Origin of the sequence: Geothermobacter hydrogeniphilus, assembly GCF_002093115.1 — a bacterium.
Classification (GTDB): Bacteria; Desulfobacterota; Desulfuromonadia; order Desulfuromonadales; family Geothermobacteraceae; genus Geothermobacter_A; species Geothermobacter_A hydrogeniphilus.
The window spans coordinates 92,644-106,426 of the sequence record NZ_NAAD01000002.1; the positions used below are offsets into that span (position 1 = coordinate 92,644).

General features: G+C 56.1%; 13 protein-coding genes and 2 tRNA genes. All 15 read right to left on the reverse strand.

From position 1 onward, the window contains the following. Positions 1–5 precede the first annotated feature (5 nt). Positions 6–404, reverse strand: coding sequence for a type IV pilin protein (locus B5V00_RS02280; RefSeq protein ID WP_085009115.1), 399 nt, complete (start codon positions 402–404; stop codon positions 6–8). Positions 405–410: 6 nt separating this feature from the next. Continuing rightward, complete coding sequence (locus B5V00_RS02285) at positions 411–896, reverse strand: type II secretion system protein (RefSeq protein ID WP_245803893.1); 486 nt, start codon at positions 894–896, stop codon at positions 411–413. Further along, positions 897–3,428: a secretin N-terminal domain-containing protein gene (locus B5V00_RS02290; RefSeq protein WP_172399587.1), complete on the reverse strand. Its 2,532-nt coding sequence runs from the start codon at positions 3,426–3,428 to the stop codon at positions 897–899. A gap of 76 nt (positions 3,429–3,504) precedes the next feature. Continuing rightward, on the reverse strand, positions 3,505–4,203 hold the full coding sequence (locus B5V00_RS17095) for a hypothetical protein (RefSeq protein ID WP_172399588.1): 699 nt from the start codon (positions 4,201–4,203) through the stop codon (positions 3,505–3,507). Further along, positions 4,200–4,772 (reverse strand): type IV pilus inner membrane component PilO, encoded by a 573-nt coding sequence (locus B5V00_RS02305; protein WP_085009123.1) that lies wholly within the window; start codon positions 4,770–4,772, stop codon positions 4,200–4,202. Before B5V00_RS02305 ends, B5V00_RS17095 begins: the two co-directional genes overlap by 4 nt. After that, a complete protein-coding gene (locus B5V00_RS02310) occupies positions 4,769–5,326 on the reverse strand; it encodes a PilN domain-containing protein (protein ID WP_085009125.1) in 558 nt (185 codons plus the stop codon). Before B5V00_RS02310 ends, B5V00_RS02305 begins: the two co-directional genes overlap by 4 nt. 7 nt (positions 5,327–5,333) lie before the next feature. Continuing rightward, complete coding sequence (gene pilM / locus B5V00_RS02315) at positions 5,334–6,254, reverse strand: type IV pilus biogenesis protein PilM (protein ID WP_085009127.1); 921 nt, start codon at positions 6,252–6,254, stop codon at positions 5,334–5,336. Between the two features lie 4 nt (positions 6,255–6,258). After that, positions 6,259–7,992 carry a GspE/PulE family protein gene (locus B5V00_RS02320; protein ID WP_245803894.1) on the reverse strand — a complete coding sequence of 578 codons (1,734 nt, stop codon included), beginning with the start codon at positions 7,990–7,992 and terminating at the stop codon, positions 6,259–6,261. Then, positions 7,989–9,200: a type II secretion system F family protein gene (locus B5V00_RS02325; protein WP_085009131.1), complete on the reverse strand. Its 1,212-nt coding sequence runs from the start codon at positions 9,198–9,200 to the stop codon at positions 7,989–7,991. The genes B5V00_RS02320 and B5V00_RS02325 overlap by 4 nt, the downstream gene beginning before the upstream one ends. A gap of 271 nt (positions 9,201–9,471) precedes the next feature. Further along, the gene (locus tag B5V00_RS02330) at positions 9,472–10,455 is read right to left on the reverse strand and encodes a cytochrome c3 family protein (protein ID WP_245803895.1); all 984 of its coding nucleotides are present in this window, start codon (positions 10,453–10,455) and stop codon (positions 9,472–9,474) included. A 124-nt stretch (positions 10,456–10,579) separates the two neighbouring features. Then, the gene (locus B5V00_RS02335) at positions 10,580–11,347 is read right to left on the reverse strand and encodes a hypothetical protein (RefSeq protein ID WP_085009135.1); all 768 of its coding nucleotides are present in this window, start codon (positions 11,345–11,347) and stop codon (positions 10,580–10,582) included. Positions 11,348–11,457: 110 nt separating this feature from the next. Further along, positions 11,458–12,480, reverse strand: a complete 1,023-nt coding sequence (locus B5V00_RS02340; RefSeq protein ID WP_085009364.1) for an NHL repeat-containing protein — start codon at positions 12,478–12,480, stop codon at positions 11,458–11,460. Positions 12,481–12,492: 12 nt separating this feature from the next. Then, positions 12,493–13,458, reverse strand: a complete 966-nt coding sequence (locus tag B5V00_RS02345; protein ID WP_085009136.1) for a peptidylprolyl isomerase — start codon at positions 13,456–13,458, stop codon at positions 12,493–12,495. Positions 13,459–13,608: 150 nt separating this feature from the next. Beyond that, a tRNA-Asp gene (locus B5V00_RS02350) sits at positions 13,609–13,685 on the reverse strand. Between the two features lie 18 nt (positions 13,686–13,703). Then, positions 13,704–13,779, reverse strand: a tRNA-Val gene (locus tag B5V00_RS02355). Positions 13,780–13,783: the final 4 nt, after the last annotated feature.

A 13,783-nucleotide genomic window follows, 5' to 3' on the forward strand; every position in this document is an offset into this window, starting at 1 on the left:
GCCCCCTACCAGTCACTGTAGGGGATACCGTTAAGGCCCACCTTGTCGGAACCGCTCTTGACATCGTAGACCCCTCCTTCCGCCAATTCCCCGTCATCCGTCGGTTCGGGCGGCAAAACCTCCCAGCTGTCGCTGGCACCGGTGAAGGGATCACGCGGCACCCCGCGCAGGTACTTTGATGTCACCAGCTCGTCGAGAGATTCGGGATAGCGGTTGTGGTCGGCAAAGAAGGCGTCAATGGCGTGCCGCATCTGGTAGAGATCCTCCATCAGAACCGTTTCCCGCGCTTTAACCGTACTCTGCTTGTAACTCGGCACCGAGATCGCTGCAAGAATACCGATGATCGACATGACGATCAAAAGTTCGATCAGGGTGAAACCGCGCTGTCGTTTCAATCGCTGCATGTTTCTTTACCAGGTGTTGTAGGGGGTGCCGTCCAGCCCGATGGCATCACTCTGCGAATAGATATCATACACATTGTCACCGCCCCAGACCGTCGAATCGGGATCATCTTCCAGCGAACGCAGACCCCATCCTTCATTGTAACGGTCGAAAGGATCCTTGGGGATACGACGCAGGTAACGTTTCTTGAAGGGGTAGAGCCCGCCCCAATCCTTTCCTTCGAGCAGAACCTCAAGACTTTCCGGGTACCCGGTGTCGTTGATCGAAACAATAATTTTCTTCTCGGCCACCGCCCTGTCGAAATCGGCCTTGTAGGCATCGATGGCGTTGCGCACTATTCTCAGGCTGCGCTGCAACTCGATTTCCCGGGTCCGCTTCACCGTAACTTCGGCCATAGGCAATACCGCCGAAGCCAGAACGGCCAGAATCGCCATGGTGACGATCAGCTCGATCAGGGAAAGTCCCTTATGTCCAACCCGGTACCGACAACCCAATTAACGAACCTCCACCAGGGTTCCTTCGGCAGTGACCTTCAGACGATTGCCGGCCGGATCACGAAAATTGATCCGCTGCAGGTTGACCTTGGCCGTGCCGGGCTTGAGAGCGCGGAAAACCAGCTGATAGAGGACACCGTCACCGGAAACACCCTGGCCTCCGGCACCCTGTTTGTAGCCGACGATGATCTGTCCCCGGGCCTGGTTGGGGCTGGTGGTGAAAACCGTGGCGGTGCCGCCGGAACGCAGGAAGCTTCCTTCCGTAGCACGCACGAACTGCAGCAATTGATGATCGAAAGAAACGAACATCGGTGCGCTGTACAAGTCTTCAACCCCGTCGACACGCACCGTGAGGGTGAACTCCTGACCGGCATCGATCAGCTTCGGTCCCTGGAAATAGGCCCGACTGACAACGTCCGGGATGGGGATACTCAATTGCGGCACACTGTCAACCGGACCCTTTTCATCGGTCGGAACAGCCTGAGGAACAGCCTGGGGAACAGCAGCGCCGGCCTCTCCGGGAGCCTCATCCGCAGGTGTTGACGGTGCAGAGGGAACCTCGTTCCGGGCAGGGGTGCCCGCGGGGACGGACTTGTCCGTTTCCGGCGCCTTGTCTTCGAGCAACTCGCGGGCCTGGGGAGAAATCCCCTGATCCCCCAGCTTCAGTTCCATCGCTGGCATCGCCTCATGCGGGATCACGGCCGGAACATTCTGTGGTCGGGGAAGTTTCTGCTGAGCATCGAAATCCTTGGCGAAGGCCTGGAAGCTCGGTCCGACCTGGAAGGTATCTTCAGACCCCGACCAGATACTCGACACGTCCGCTTTCGGCAGGTCGAGATTCTTGACGATGTGAGGGGTAATCGAAAGCAGGATCTCCCGTTTCTGCACGCTGTTGTCGTGTCCTGACACGAGGGAACCGAGAAACGGGATATCACCCAACCAGGGGATGGTGTCCTTCTGTTTGGACGAACGATCTTCCAACAGCCCCCCCAAAATCGTTCTTTCTCCATCTTTCAGGGTGATGGCCGTCTGCGCGGTCGTGGTCTGGATGGTCAGCGCCCTGGTACCGCTCTCCGTGGTGAATTCCCCGATGACGCTTGACACTTCCAGGTCGAGCTTTGTCACCACGGTGTTATCCAGCTGGATATCCGGTTCGACATTGAGCTTCACCCCGACATCAACGTACTGAATGTTGTCCGAACGGGTATTGTTGTCGGAGGTTGTCACGGTGATGATCGGTTCGCGCGTCCCGACATGAATCTTGGCCTTTTCCTTATTTTTAACGCGCAACTTCGGGTTGGCCAGGACCTCGGCCGACGTCAGGCTCTTGGCAAAATCGAAAGTAGCACTCGGCAATGTATAAAAGGTCTCAAGATTGCTCAGGCCGCTGACCAGGTTGTCCGTCGAACTTCCCAGGGTACTGTCGACAATTTTCCCGGAATCCTTTTTGGAAAAACCCAGCCCCGCGGAATAGGCGGACAGACTGACGCCGATTTTTTCCAGATCGGTCTTGCTCACTCCGACCAGTTCAAGGTCAAAAACCACCTCGGCCTCGGCCCGGTCGGCCGCCTTGAGAATCTGTTCCGCCAGCTTGATAACCTGCGGTTTGTCCCTTATCACCAGAGCGTTGAGCTGTTCATTAACATAGATCTTGCGCAACTGCAGCATGGTGCGCAACATGTTGACCGCTTTTTTGGCGTCGATATTCGACAGGTAAAAGGTCTGGATAATCAGATCCTGGTACTGCTTTTCCTTCTCCTTGGTCTTGGGGTAGAGAATCACGGTTTTCGGATTGAGCACCCGTTTCTCCAGTTTGTTCATTTTCAACAGCAGTTCCAACGCCTGAGCGAAGGTCGCATCTTCGAGAAAAACCGTGACCTGCTGCCGTTCGACATCTTCATCAAAAATAAAATTGATTCCCGACAGTTTGGAGAGGATTTTAAAAACGTCCTTGACCTTGGCATTCTTGAACTTCAGGGTGATCGGCTGGGTCGATGTGACATCAAGTTCAACCCCGTCGATCAGAGTCAGGCCGACCCGGCGAATCTTGGCCTGCAGCTGCATGGCACGTGCATGGTCGGGAACCAGCAACAGGGCCTGGTCGATGCTGTTGGCCGCCTGGTTGAAGCGTCGCTGTTTGTAGAACTCTTCGGCCTCACTGACCAATTCATCGGCATGGAGGATTTCCTGAACCCGGCGCATCTCCTGGTCCGCGGTTTCCAGGCTCGGATCGAGAGAGCTGGCCTGCAGGTATTCACTGACCGCCTGCTGGTATTGCTGCTCATTGCGGTATTTTCGCGCCTTGTTGAGATGATCGAGAGCCGCCCGGGAACGCGCGTCGAACAGTTTCATCCGGTATTCCTGGCTGTCCGGGTTCTCACGCAACGCCTCACTGTACTTGAGCACCGCCTCATCGTAGCGTGCCTGACGCACCAATTCCTCACCCGATTCAAATGCCTTCTGCGCGGCACACCCGGTGAGCAACAGCAACAGGCTCCCCCATAGTGCAAGCTGCTTCCATGTCTGCTTCATGCAAAACCTCATAGGTCAATGTTTCTCCGGTCCAGCCGGAGATACAATCCTGCGAATCTTTCCGGCACCCTCGCGATCAAGGCTGGTAGCGCTTGAACGACTTAAGTTGGGGACGCCGAATGGGTGGAACCGGATGCTGGGGCATCGGTTCATCCGAGGTCGTTCCCGGTTGCGCTGCCATTCCTGGAAGCGGGGACGGGCTGTCCTCGGCATCCTTCAGATCCACCCGGATCAAGGCTGACCGACCCTGCTGGCGAATGATGATTTCATCCGCGTTCATCTCCTCCACCTGGAACTGGTTTTCCTTGCCGAAACGCGTCCCCTCGCTGACAATAAACAATTCATCACCGGCAGCGAGAAAAACAGACTGCCGGTTATCCTTGACAAACAATCCCAGAAACGTGAACCGGGTTGCGGGCGGCATCGGTGGCGGCGGCGCAGCCCCTGCCTCTGGCGGCGGAGGAGGAGGCAGGGGCTGTTTAACCACCGGCGCAGGTGGCGGTGGTGGTGGCGGCGCCGGCGGTGGCGGAACATAGAAATGGAAAATATCCCGTTTTACGCCGCTGAAGTCATTCTCCTGCCGTTCCAGCAGTTCCAGCCGCAGGGCCACTTCGTGAGGGCCGGGCTTACGGACTGTCGTCGGTTGGCTCTTTCCGCGGGAGCGGATCGCGACCCGTTCGCCGGCGACCTGATCATAGGGGTCGTACCAGATCCCATAGCCGATGGCAGCCACCAGCCCGACAGCCAGCACGATGAGCAGATGCTGACGCTTCATGCCGGCTCCAGACGAAAATAGGTGGTCATACGAATACTGAGCTTCACGCCGCCATCATCCTTGCCGCCGCTGTCAAGACTGAGGTTGTCAATGGCGATCAACCGCGGAGACTGCTCGATGAGGGAAATAAACTCTTTCACCTGCCGGTATTCCCCGCTGATGGAAAAGGTCAGGGGATATTCCAGCAGATCATGCCCCTTGCTCTTTTTCGGCTGGTAGTTGATCGCCTTGATATCCAGGCCGGTATCGCGGGCAAAACCATAGATCTCACCAACCAGCGCGCTGAGTCCGTCCCGACCGGGAATCCGTTGCTGGAATTTTTCCAGATCACGCCGGGCCTTGAGAAAGGCCTGTCGGGGGGACTGGTTGGCCACACTTAATTTCTGCGCCCGGCGCGCCCTGGCCTGCAGCTCGATGAAGGTGCGTTCCTTCCGCTTCAGGTCGGGGGAAACCCGAAGATTGATGAAACCATACAGCAGCAGGTCGAGAACCAGCAGAGCCAGCACCAGAAGCGGCCAGAGACGATTGAAACTCCAGATCGCCCGCAGACGGGCCAGTATCTGCTTCATATCTCCCCCCTGCGAACCTTGACCCCAAAGGTAATCACACCCCGGCTGCCAGGCGTCGCCCGGTCTGCATCTCTGCGGGCCTGATCAAGAAGAAGCACATCCGTAAACGCCTCCGAGGCCTGCAGGCGATCAAGCAATTCCTGCAAATCCTTCACCTTCCGGGCCTCTCCCCGAAGCAAAATGGTTCCATCCTTGAACTGCGGGCGAATCGAGGTAACGCGAACATCCGGCGGTAAAACCTCTTCCAGTCGGGAAAGAAGCAGGCTCCAGCGGTAGCTGTCGCGGGCAATAATCTGGTTGGAAAAGCGAATTTCCTTCAATTGGGCAGAGAATTCAGCGTCATTGATCGGGGTCGAATCAGCCTTGACGCCGAGCTGGCTCTCCAACTCACCAATCCGTTGCTGCAGCAGACGCGACTGACGGGTACTGGCCCGCCAGTCGGCCAGGTGAACGCCAAGACTCAGCAGCAGTACGGCACAGATACAAACATAACCGGCATACAGTGCCCGCCGATTCACATGGCTATGAGTAGCAAGGTTGATGGTCGGTCTCATAGACGGCTCACATCATCCGTTCAGCGGCACCTGCCGCTCCGGCAAGTCCGCGGGCGCGCCACTCGGGGACTCCGAGGTCAACTGCGCCGAAATGATCGAAGCGGGGGCTGACGGAAACAACTTCCTTTTCAAAAACCGTCTCCAGCGCCGCGACCAGAGAACCGGCCTCTTGCCAGTCGTTGTGCAGATAAACCCGGGCGCGATTGATTTCCGGATGCATCTCCCGGGCGCCCGCGAGAGAGCGGTTGACCTCCTGAAAGATTTTCTCGGCTGACATTCCGGCAACCCGGCTGCGCTGAAAAACCACGCGGCCATCGGCCTGGTAACGGAAACTGAGGGCGTCACCATCGCAACCGACCAGGACAAATTCATCGCCCATATCAACGACCTGCCGATACCAGTTGTACAGGTTGGCACTGTGAAAATCCAACCAGGCGGCCTGATATCCCGCCCTGTCAAACGCCTCTTCGTACTGCTCGACAACGGCACGGGCGATGACCGCCACCAGCAGACGATGACGGCCCGACTCCTGCTGCTCGAGAAGCTGATAATCCAGATGGACATCCTGAGGTTCGGCCGGAAGACTCGCCTTGAGCTGCCAGCGCAGGATTTCGCAACCTTCCTGCCGTGACTTGAAAACCGTTTCCACCTCAGTAACCAACTGTCTCCCGGCGCCGTCGGGAAGCCCGACAGAAACCCGCTCCTCCTTACCGGAGACGGGATCGAGAATCTCCCGCAAGCGCTCCACGAACAGATCGAGATTGGCGATATTCGGCTCCCGGGTTCCCACGGACAACAATCCATCATCCAGACCGAGCAGACGACCGGTGACCAGATGCCGCTGTTTTCCCCGACGCTGCATCGACACCAGGCGCAATTCGTCGGGACGGATATCGAGCCCCAGATAAGTACGTTGAAACAGGCTCATCTAACTATCTCTCCACGAAGGTCACGCGATTGATCTCAGCCAAACTGGTTGAACCGGAAACCAGTTTCTCCAGGGCGGCCTGGCGCAGAAACTGGGTTCCGGCAGCACGAGCCGCCTGTTTGAGTTTGCTGACCGGTGTTTTATTGACGATCATTTCCCGTAGATCGTCATTGAGATCAAGCAGTTCAACGATGGCGTTGCGACCATGATATCCGGTGCCATTGCACTCGTTGCAACCCTCGGGCTCATAGAACGTGTGTCCAGCATATTTATCCGGGTCGAGACCGGCCTCGCGCAGGGTAACGCGATCATAGGTCACCGGACGCCGGCAGTGAATGCAGAGTTTTCTCACCAGGCGCTGTGCTGCCACGCAATTTAAACAGGAAACAAAGTTGTAAGCGTCGATGCCCATGTGCAGAAACCGGCCGAGGACATCGAAAACATTGTTGGCATGCACCGTGGTAAAGACGAGGTGTCCGGTCAGGGCCGACTGTACGGCAATCTGGGCGGTTTCAGGATCACGGATCTCACCGACCATGATCTTGTCCGGATCGTGACGCAGGATCGAGCGCAATCCGCGGGCGAAAGTCAGCCCCTTCTTTTCATTGACCGGGATCTGGACAATCCCCTTGAGTTGATACTCAACCGGGTCCTCAATCGTGATAATCTTTTCTTCTTCGTTGAAAATCTCACTCAGGGCGGCATAAAGAGAGGTGGTTTTCCCGGAACCGGTCGGCCCGGTAACCAGCACCATGCCGTAAGGTTCGCGAATCATCCTGCGCAATCGTTTCAATTCCCGCTCGGAAAACCCGAGAACGTCCAGGGTCAGTCCCTTGAGGTCCTTGGCGATACTCTCCTTGTCGAGAATACGGATAACCGCGTCCTCACCGAAAACACTCGGCATGATCGAAACCCGGAAGTCAATCGATTTTCCCGCCATCCGCACCTTGAAACGGCCGTCCTGAGGGATGCGCCGTTCAGAGATGTCAAGCTCGCTCATGACTTTGATACGGGAGATAATCGGCCCCTGGAAGCGGGTATCGAGCGGCTCGGTAGCCCGGAACAGGACACCGTCAACACGATACTTGATGACCACCCCATCCATATTGGTTTCGATATGGATATCCGAGGCGCGCTTCTGCAGGGCGTCGTAAAGCGTTGAATCAATCAACCGGATAATCGGGCTGGTATCTTCGGTCAGCTTTTCGATAGAGAGAATCTCTTCTCCCTTTTCGGTCTCCTTGACCAGGTGCAGCTTGAAATCCTCGGAGACATCCTGCAGCATCTGCTGCGATCCACCTCCCTGCTCCAGCAGCAGGTCAATGCGGCTGGCCGCCGCAACCATCAGCGTCAACGGGGTATTGAGCAGCAGTTCCAGATCATCAAAAGTCGTGACATCCGAAGGATCGGCCATCGCCACCACCAGGCCATGGTCATCCCGTTTAACCGGCAGGAAATGATAACGCAGAGGCAATCCCGCCGGCATTTCCGCCAGCAGTTCGGGATCAGGCTGAAACTCCCTCAAATCAAGGTACTCGAGCTTGAACTGCAGGGCGAGAGCCTGAGCCAGTTCATCCTCGTTAAAGAACCCTTCGTTGACCCCGGTCTGGCCGAAACGTCCACCGACGGCTGCCATCTTCTCCAGGATCAGCTTCACCTGGGCCGGGGCGATGGACCCCATTTCAACCAGAATGTCACCCAGCTTCTTGCGCTCGAATTTCATCACCGTCCCGCTCATCCGCCGACTGTCCCCGCAAGTTGAAAGATCGGGAAATACATTGAAACGACAATGCCGCCAATAACCAGCCCCATGCCCGCCATCATCAGCGGTTCAATCAGGGTCGTCAATCGATCCAGGCGTCGCTCGACCTCACTTTCATAGTATTCGGCAACATCGGCCAGCATTTCGGGCAGGGATCCCCCGGCTTCACCGACGGAGATCATCCGCAGGGCAATGTTGGGGAAAAAGCCGGCCCGCTCAAAGCTTTCCGAGAGACCCATTCCCTCTTCAACGCGTCGCGTCGCCAGAACAATTTCCTGCTCCAGCGCCCGGTTGTTAAGGGTCCCGCGCGCCATCTGCAGCGACTGGATGACAGGAATCCCGCTGAGCAGGGTGGTTCCGAGGGTACGACAAAAACTGAGCAGAGCATATTCACCCAGCAAGGGGCCGAAAAAAGGCAGTTTCAACTTGAAGCCGTCAAACCAGAACGCTCCCTTGTCCGAAGCCAGGAAGGTTCGCATCAGGATCCCCAGCACAACCACGGCGGCAATCAGCAACGGCAGGAATTCTGTCATCCCGTTGGCGATGCCGATCACGATGCGCGTCATCAACGGCAATTGAACGTTAGCATCAGCATAAATCTGGCTGAAACGCGGGACAACAAAAAGCATCAGAAAAAAGACCACCAGCACCACGGCGATAACCAGCAACATGGGATAGAAGGAGGCATTTTTAACCTTGGCTTTCATCATTTCAAGGCGTTTCTGATATTCGATATAGCGGCCGATGGTCACCGGCAACTCACCGGTCCGCTCCCCCGCCTTGACCGAGGCGATGTAAAGATGGGGAAACGCGCGGGGGAATTTCCCCAGCGCCTCAGAAAGAGATGAGCCTCCCCGGATGTCCTCGCGTATCGCGTTGAGCACCTCATGCATCCCCCCGCTCTCCTGACGGTCGAGCAGGGTGTCAAGGACCTGCAGAATCGGCAATCCGGCCTTGAGCAGAACCATCAGCTCCTGGTTGAAGGAGAGAAAACGTCGGCTGTTCCAGCCACCGCGGGTACCGACAGACTGCGCAAGCCCCTGAAAATACCGGCGACGGATCTCGAAAACGTAAAACCCCTGCTCACGCAGGTGCTCACGCAACAACTCACGACTGCCGGACTCGAACTCCTGCTCAACCACCCGTCCGTCTGAGGTGCCTATTTTACAGACAAAGGAAGGCATAATCGTCCTAAGATATCATAAAAATCGGGCTGTTTTCACGAAAAAGCTCAACACATGGATCGGTGAGTTTATGCCGGATGGAGAATGCAAACGCCTGTCCGTCAATCATGAACTCATTGATACTTGGTTGCACTTCAAACAGGACCGAAGAAATAGACCGAAGCGGAAATGCCCAGGCAAAAAGGCCGACAGAAGACTGTCGGCCTTAATACGTTTCAGTTCATCCGGTCCTGATCTTGCCATCCTCGTGGGACTGTCACCGATCCGGACGTCAGTAGCTCAAGGCATCGTGCTCGACACCATGGCAACTCAGGGTACAGCTGCCATGACGGGACGCGACTCCCTGGGCCTTGTATTCGAGCCTGCCGTTTGCGGCCGGCCGTACCACGTCCTCGTTGAAACGGATCAGGTACTGATTCTGCTGGCTGCCGTGGGCATCGTGGCAGGTAAAACAGGACGTGCCCGCTTCACCACGAGAGCGGTCACCCAGGATATGCAGACTGTGCAGGGAGAAACTCTCATCACCAAGGATACTGTTGCGGTCATGACAAGTATAGCAGAGCTGATAAGCGTAATAACTCTCATTGCGCCCGTCATCCATCTCGTAATTGTATTTCAACAGCCCACGGAAACGTGACCCGTGCGGGCCCCGGGGCCCATCGATCTCATCACTGCCATGACAGGAGCTGCAGCTTATAATCGAAACGTCACCCTGCCGTTCCTGCGTTTCGTTATAAGGCTCAAGCAGGCTGATCACATACTTGTTCCGGCCCTCACCCTCAACCGGATGAAAGGACCGATTGGTCACCTTGAACTCGAGATGTTTATCCGTTGAGTCCACGGGAAGATTGGCACTGCTGGAATGGCACCGGTAGCAGAGTTCATATTCATCCTTGATGTCAGCAATGAAATTCCCCACCCGGCGCCCCTTCAACCCCCTGAATGGAGCTTCGGAACTGACCAGATGGGGATCATGACAATCGACACACTCAGAATGCCGGGTGGCATTGACAATTTCTTCGGGCAGAGCCTCACCCTGGCGGTGGACCCCTTTTACATCGAGGACCGGGTGACGATAGGGCTTGACAAGCTCGGCCTCGATGTTCTTCAGCACCCCCGGTTGCTTGCCGAGATACCCGCGCTCCTGCATGGCCGTCCGGTTGACAGTCGATCCATGACAGGAAAGGCAACTGCCCTCCTCCCCGGAAATCGACATATTCATACCCCGATGACAGGCACGACATGTTTTCGGCAAGGCCTGCCTGTCTCCGTGCGCGCCCTGAAGCTTGCCGCCACGAGACAAAGCCCCCCAGGAGGTGGATACGGAAATCAGAAAAACGAAGCAGAGAAGCAGGTATCTCATGACATTCACATCGTTTTTAAAGGTTATGCTGCGTGCCGGTGTTGTTCGGCGGCGCAACATGGCAGGCATCACAGGTCGTTGAATAGTCAGTGGCCTCAACTCCGGTATAATTGCGCCAGAAAGGCAACGAATAGCCGACACCGCGCGTATTGACGTGAGGATCGTGACAGGTTGTGCATTGCATCCGTTCGAGACTGTCCCGCGGCGCCTGACTGTTGATCGGCGGCATCTGGTACTCGGTGCTCGTTTTGCGACCGTTGATAAGCCCCATAACGGTCGAATTGTAAACAAAGGAGATCGGATGGGATTTCGCCAGATCAATCGTTCCCGCAGCCGACATGGTCATGGAAGAATCAATGATTTCACCACTGATCACCTCTCCGATGGCGGTCACGCCATCGTGGCAGGAAAGACACATCCGGGACGCTCCGTTCGGATACTGAATACTGGCATCCGTATTGGTATATTTCGCGGCGCCGATGGTTTTGATTTCAACAACGCCGCCATAAAGCGGGTATGAAGAATCGGGCAGCGCCAGGTCGGGACGATTCCACAGAGGCGTCTGGGGGTCACCACCATGCGGGGTATGGCAGAAAACACAGATACGATCTTCTCCGCCGGCGGCCGCGTGAATGTTACTGCTGCTGAGGGAAGAAAGGTTATGGGGATTGGAATTGTTACCGTTATTGAAGCCCAGATCCTTGGGCCCCGGACCGGCGGCAAAAATCTGCCCGCCCGAAAAGAGCAATGAGGCTAAAATGAACAGGGTAAAATATTTTGACATACGACTCGTCTCCAACCAGAACAGATTCTAACCACGGAGCCCGACAGTCGCAATATATGCAACATTAGGACCAAAAACCACAACCCCGGCTGCGCGGTCCCGAAGAGGCCTCAATCCCCCAGATATTGAAACATCTGCACCCGGTGATTAAAGCTGTCCACCACATACAACCGGTCACTGTCGTCGAAAACCATGCCGGCGGGCATATTGAATTTCCCGGGGACATTGCCGGGACCGCCCCACCCCAAAAGCAGTCTTCCGGCCAAATCAAACACCTGGACATTGTCAAATGCCGCATCAGTCACGTAAACATGCTGGGCGGAATCGACCGCGACACCGCGCGGCCGGGCAAAACTCCCCGGCACATCTCCCAATTGACCGATACTGCCGAGAGATGTCCCGTCAGGAGAAAAATATTCGATCCTGAAGTTCATGGTATCAACGACGAAGAGGCGCCCCGAACGATCAACCGCAAGGCTTCCCGGCAGGCTGAACAGGCCATCCGCCGTCAATCCGCTTTTCTGTTCGCCGAGGTAACGACCGTCAGCGGCAAAAATCTTGATGATGTGGGCCAGGGTATCGGCAACATACACACGCCCGTCCGGCGCGACAGCAAGCCCCGTCGGGCGGCGGAACCCCCCGGGCGGATCGAGCAACCTGACAAACTTCAGATCTTTATCCGTAACAAAGACCCTACGCAGACCGGAATCGGAAACATACAACTTGCCGTCCCGCGGATCCCGGGCGATACCAACCGGGGAAAGCAGGGTCCATTCACCAAGGCGCCGCCAACTTTCCACCCGTTTCCGCGCAAGGTCGATCATCTGCACGGCTCGACCCTCGGTATCGGCCACCCACATCCGCCCGTCACCATCCACGGCGATTCCATAGGGAGTGAGCATCCGGATATCGGCGTTTTTTTCTCCGGTCAACCAACTGAATACTTTCCCGCCCTGCTCTTTTCCGGCCAGATCGTCGGCCGCCTGGATACTGCGCAGAAACTGAATGCGCGGAGGCGCGGGTGGTTCCGGCCAGAGCAGTTGTTGGCGCGCACGCGCCCAATCAGGATCATGGCCGCCGGCACCGACGCATCCATAAATAAAAACCAGCAGTAAAACGGGAAAAAGCCTCATCTCTGCAACCCGCTACTTGAGGAATCGTTCAACCTTGTATTTCTTTTTCAATGAACTTATCCACTTTTCATAAAGCTGATCGCGATCCTCCTTTTCCAGCTTCATGCGGATCGTTTTCGCCATATCGTCATAACTGAGCTGGGTTGGCGGATTAATCTTGTGCAGCTTGATAATGTGATACCCGTAAAGGGATTTGACGGGACCGACAATCTCTCCGGGCTTCATTTTTTTAAGCGCGGCCTCGAATTCGGGAAGACTTTGTCCCTCATGGAACAGACCGAGGTCACCTCCGACCCATTTGCTGCGATCATCGGAGTTGTAATAAGCAAGGTTGAAAAAGTCTTCACCCGCCTTGGCCCTGGCAGCGAGATCCTCAGCTTTCTTCTTCAGCTTGGCCCGTTCCTCTTTGCTGCTGCTCGGATCAACCTTAACCAGAATATGGCTGGCATGGAACTGCCGCGGACGCATGAAGCGGGACTTGTTTTCCTGATAATACTTCTTGACGCGCTCTTCGCTGACCGAAACCTTGTCCGTAACAGCCTGTTTCTCAGCCGCGGCGGCCAGCAACCCCCGATACAGGGCAGCCCGAAACTCATCAATCGTTTCACCGCCAAGCGCCCTGGACAATTCCTCATCGGTCTTGAACCGTTTCCGGTAGGGCTTCATTTTCTCTTTGAGGGACCCGGGAGGAACGGATATTTCTTCATCCAACGCATACTGAACCTTGAGCGCCCGCTCGATAAGTTCCTCATAAGCCTGCGATTTGATTTTCGCCATTTTCTCGGCGGAAACACCGCTATGGAAACTGCCCTGCAGGGGGATAATCTTGTTAATCCGCCGCTGCAGATCGTATACGGTCACCGGGATACTGCCGACTTTCGCAACAATCCTCGGGGTCTCGGCGGCCCAACAGAGAGAAGAAATCGCCAGAACAAACAGACTTGCAAGAATCAGCCGACAGCACCGTTGCCAAATCATAGAGACTCCAGAGTTTCTGAACCCGGACGGGTTCAAGCGGGTTAAAAAGTTTTCTGACAGGTTGCTGATATTAAGGGCAGGGGGCGGGCAAGTCAAGTAAGGCCCGCATAACGGACAGAGGCGAGCCCACTGGGACTCGCCTCTGAAAAATGGCGGGGCTGACGGGACTCGAACCCGCGACCTCCGGCGTGACAGGCCGGCGTTGTAACCGACTCTACTACAGCCCCTGAAAGTCTTATTTGTTTTGGTGGGCGAAGAGGGGCTCGAACCCCCGACATCCTGCTTGTAAGGCAGGCGCTCTCCCAGCTGAGCTATTCGCCCGAAA

Bases quoted from the DNA above. Each gene is read 5' to 3' on its own strand.
- B5V00_RS02280 (WP_085009115.1), bottom strand. From the start codon at position 404: ATGCAGCGATTGAAACGACAGCGCGGTTTCACCCTGATCGAACTTTTG.
- B5V00_RS02290 (WP_172399587.1), bottom strand. From the start codon at position 3,428: ATGAAGCAGACATGGAAGCAGCTTGCACTATGGGGGAGCCTGTTGCTG.
- B5V00_RS17095 (WP_172399588.1), bottom strand. From the start codon at position 4,203: ATGAAGCGTCAGCATCTGCTCATCGTGCTGGCTGTCGGGCTGGTGGCT.
- B5V00_RS02305 (WP_085009123.1), bottom strand. From the start codon at position 4,772: ATGAAGCAGATACTGGCCCGTCTGCGGGCGATCTGGAGTTTCAATCGT.
- B5V00_RS02310 (WP_085009125.1), bottom strand. From the start codon at position 5,326: ATGAGACCGACCATCAACCTTGCTACTCATAGCCATGTGAATCGGCGG.
- pilM (WP_085009127.1), bottom strand. From the start codon at position 6,254: ATGAGCCTGTTTCAACGTACTTATCTGGGGCTCGATATCCGTCCCGAC.
- B5V00_RS02320 (WP_245803894.1), bottom strand. From the start codon at position 7,992: ATGAGCGGGACGGTGATGAAATTCGAGCGCAAGAAGCTGGGTGACATT.
- B5V00_RS02325 (WP_085009131.1), bottom strand. From the start codon at position 9,200: ATGCCTTCCTTTGTCTGTAAAATAGGCACCTCAGACGGACGGGTGGTT.
- B5V00_RS02335 (WP_085009135.1), bottom strand. From the start codon at position 11,347: ATGTCAAAATATTTTACCCTGTTCATTTTAGCCTCATTGCTCTTTTCG.
- B5V00_RS02340 (WP_085009364.1), bottom strand. From the start codon at position 12,480: ATGAGGCTTTTTCCCGTTTTACTGCTGGTTTTTATTTATGGATGCGTC.
- B5V00_RS02345 (WP_085009136.1), bottom strand. From the start codon at position 13,458: ATGATTTGGCAACGGTGCTGTCGGCTGATTCTTGCAAGTCTGTTTGTT.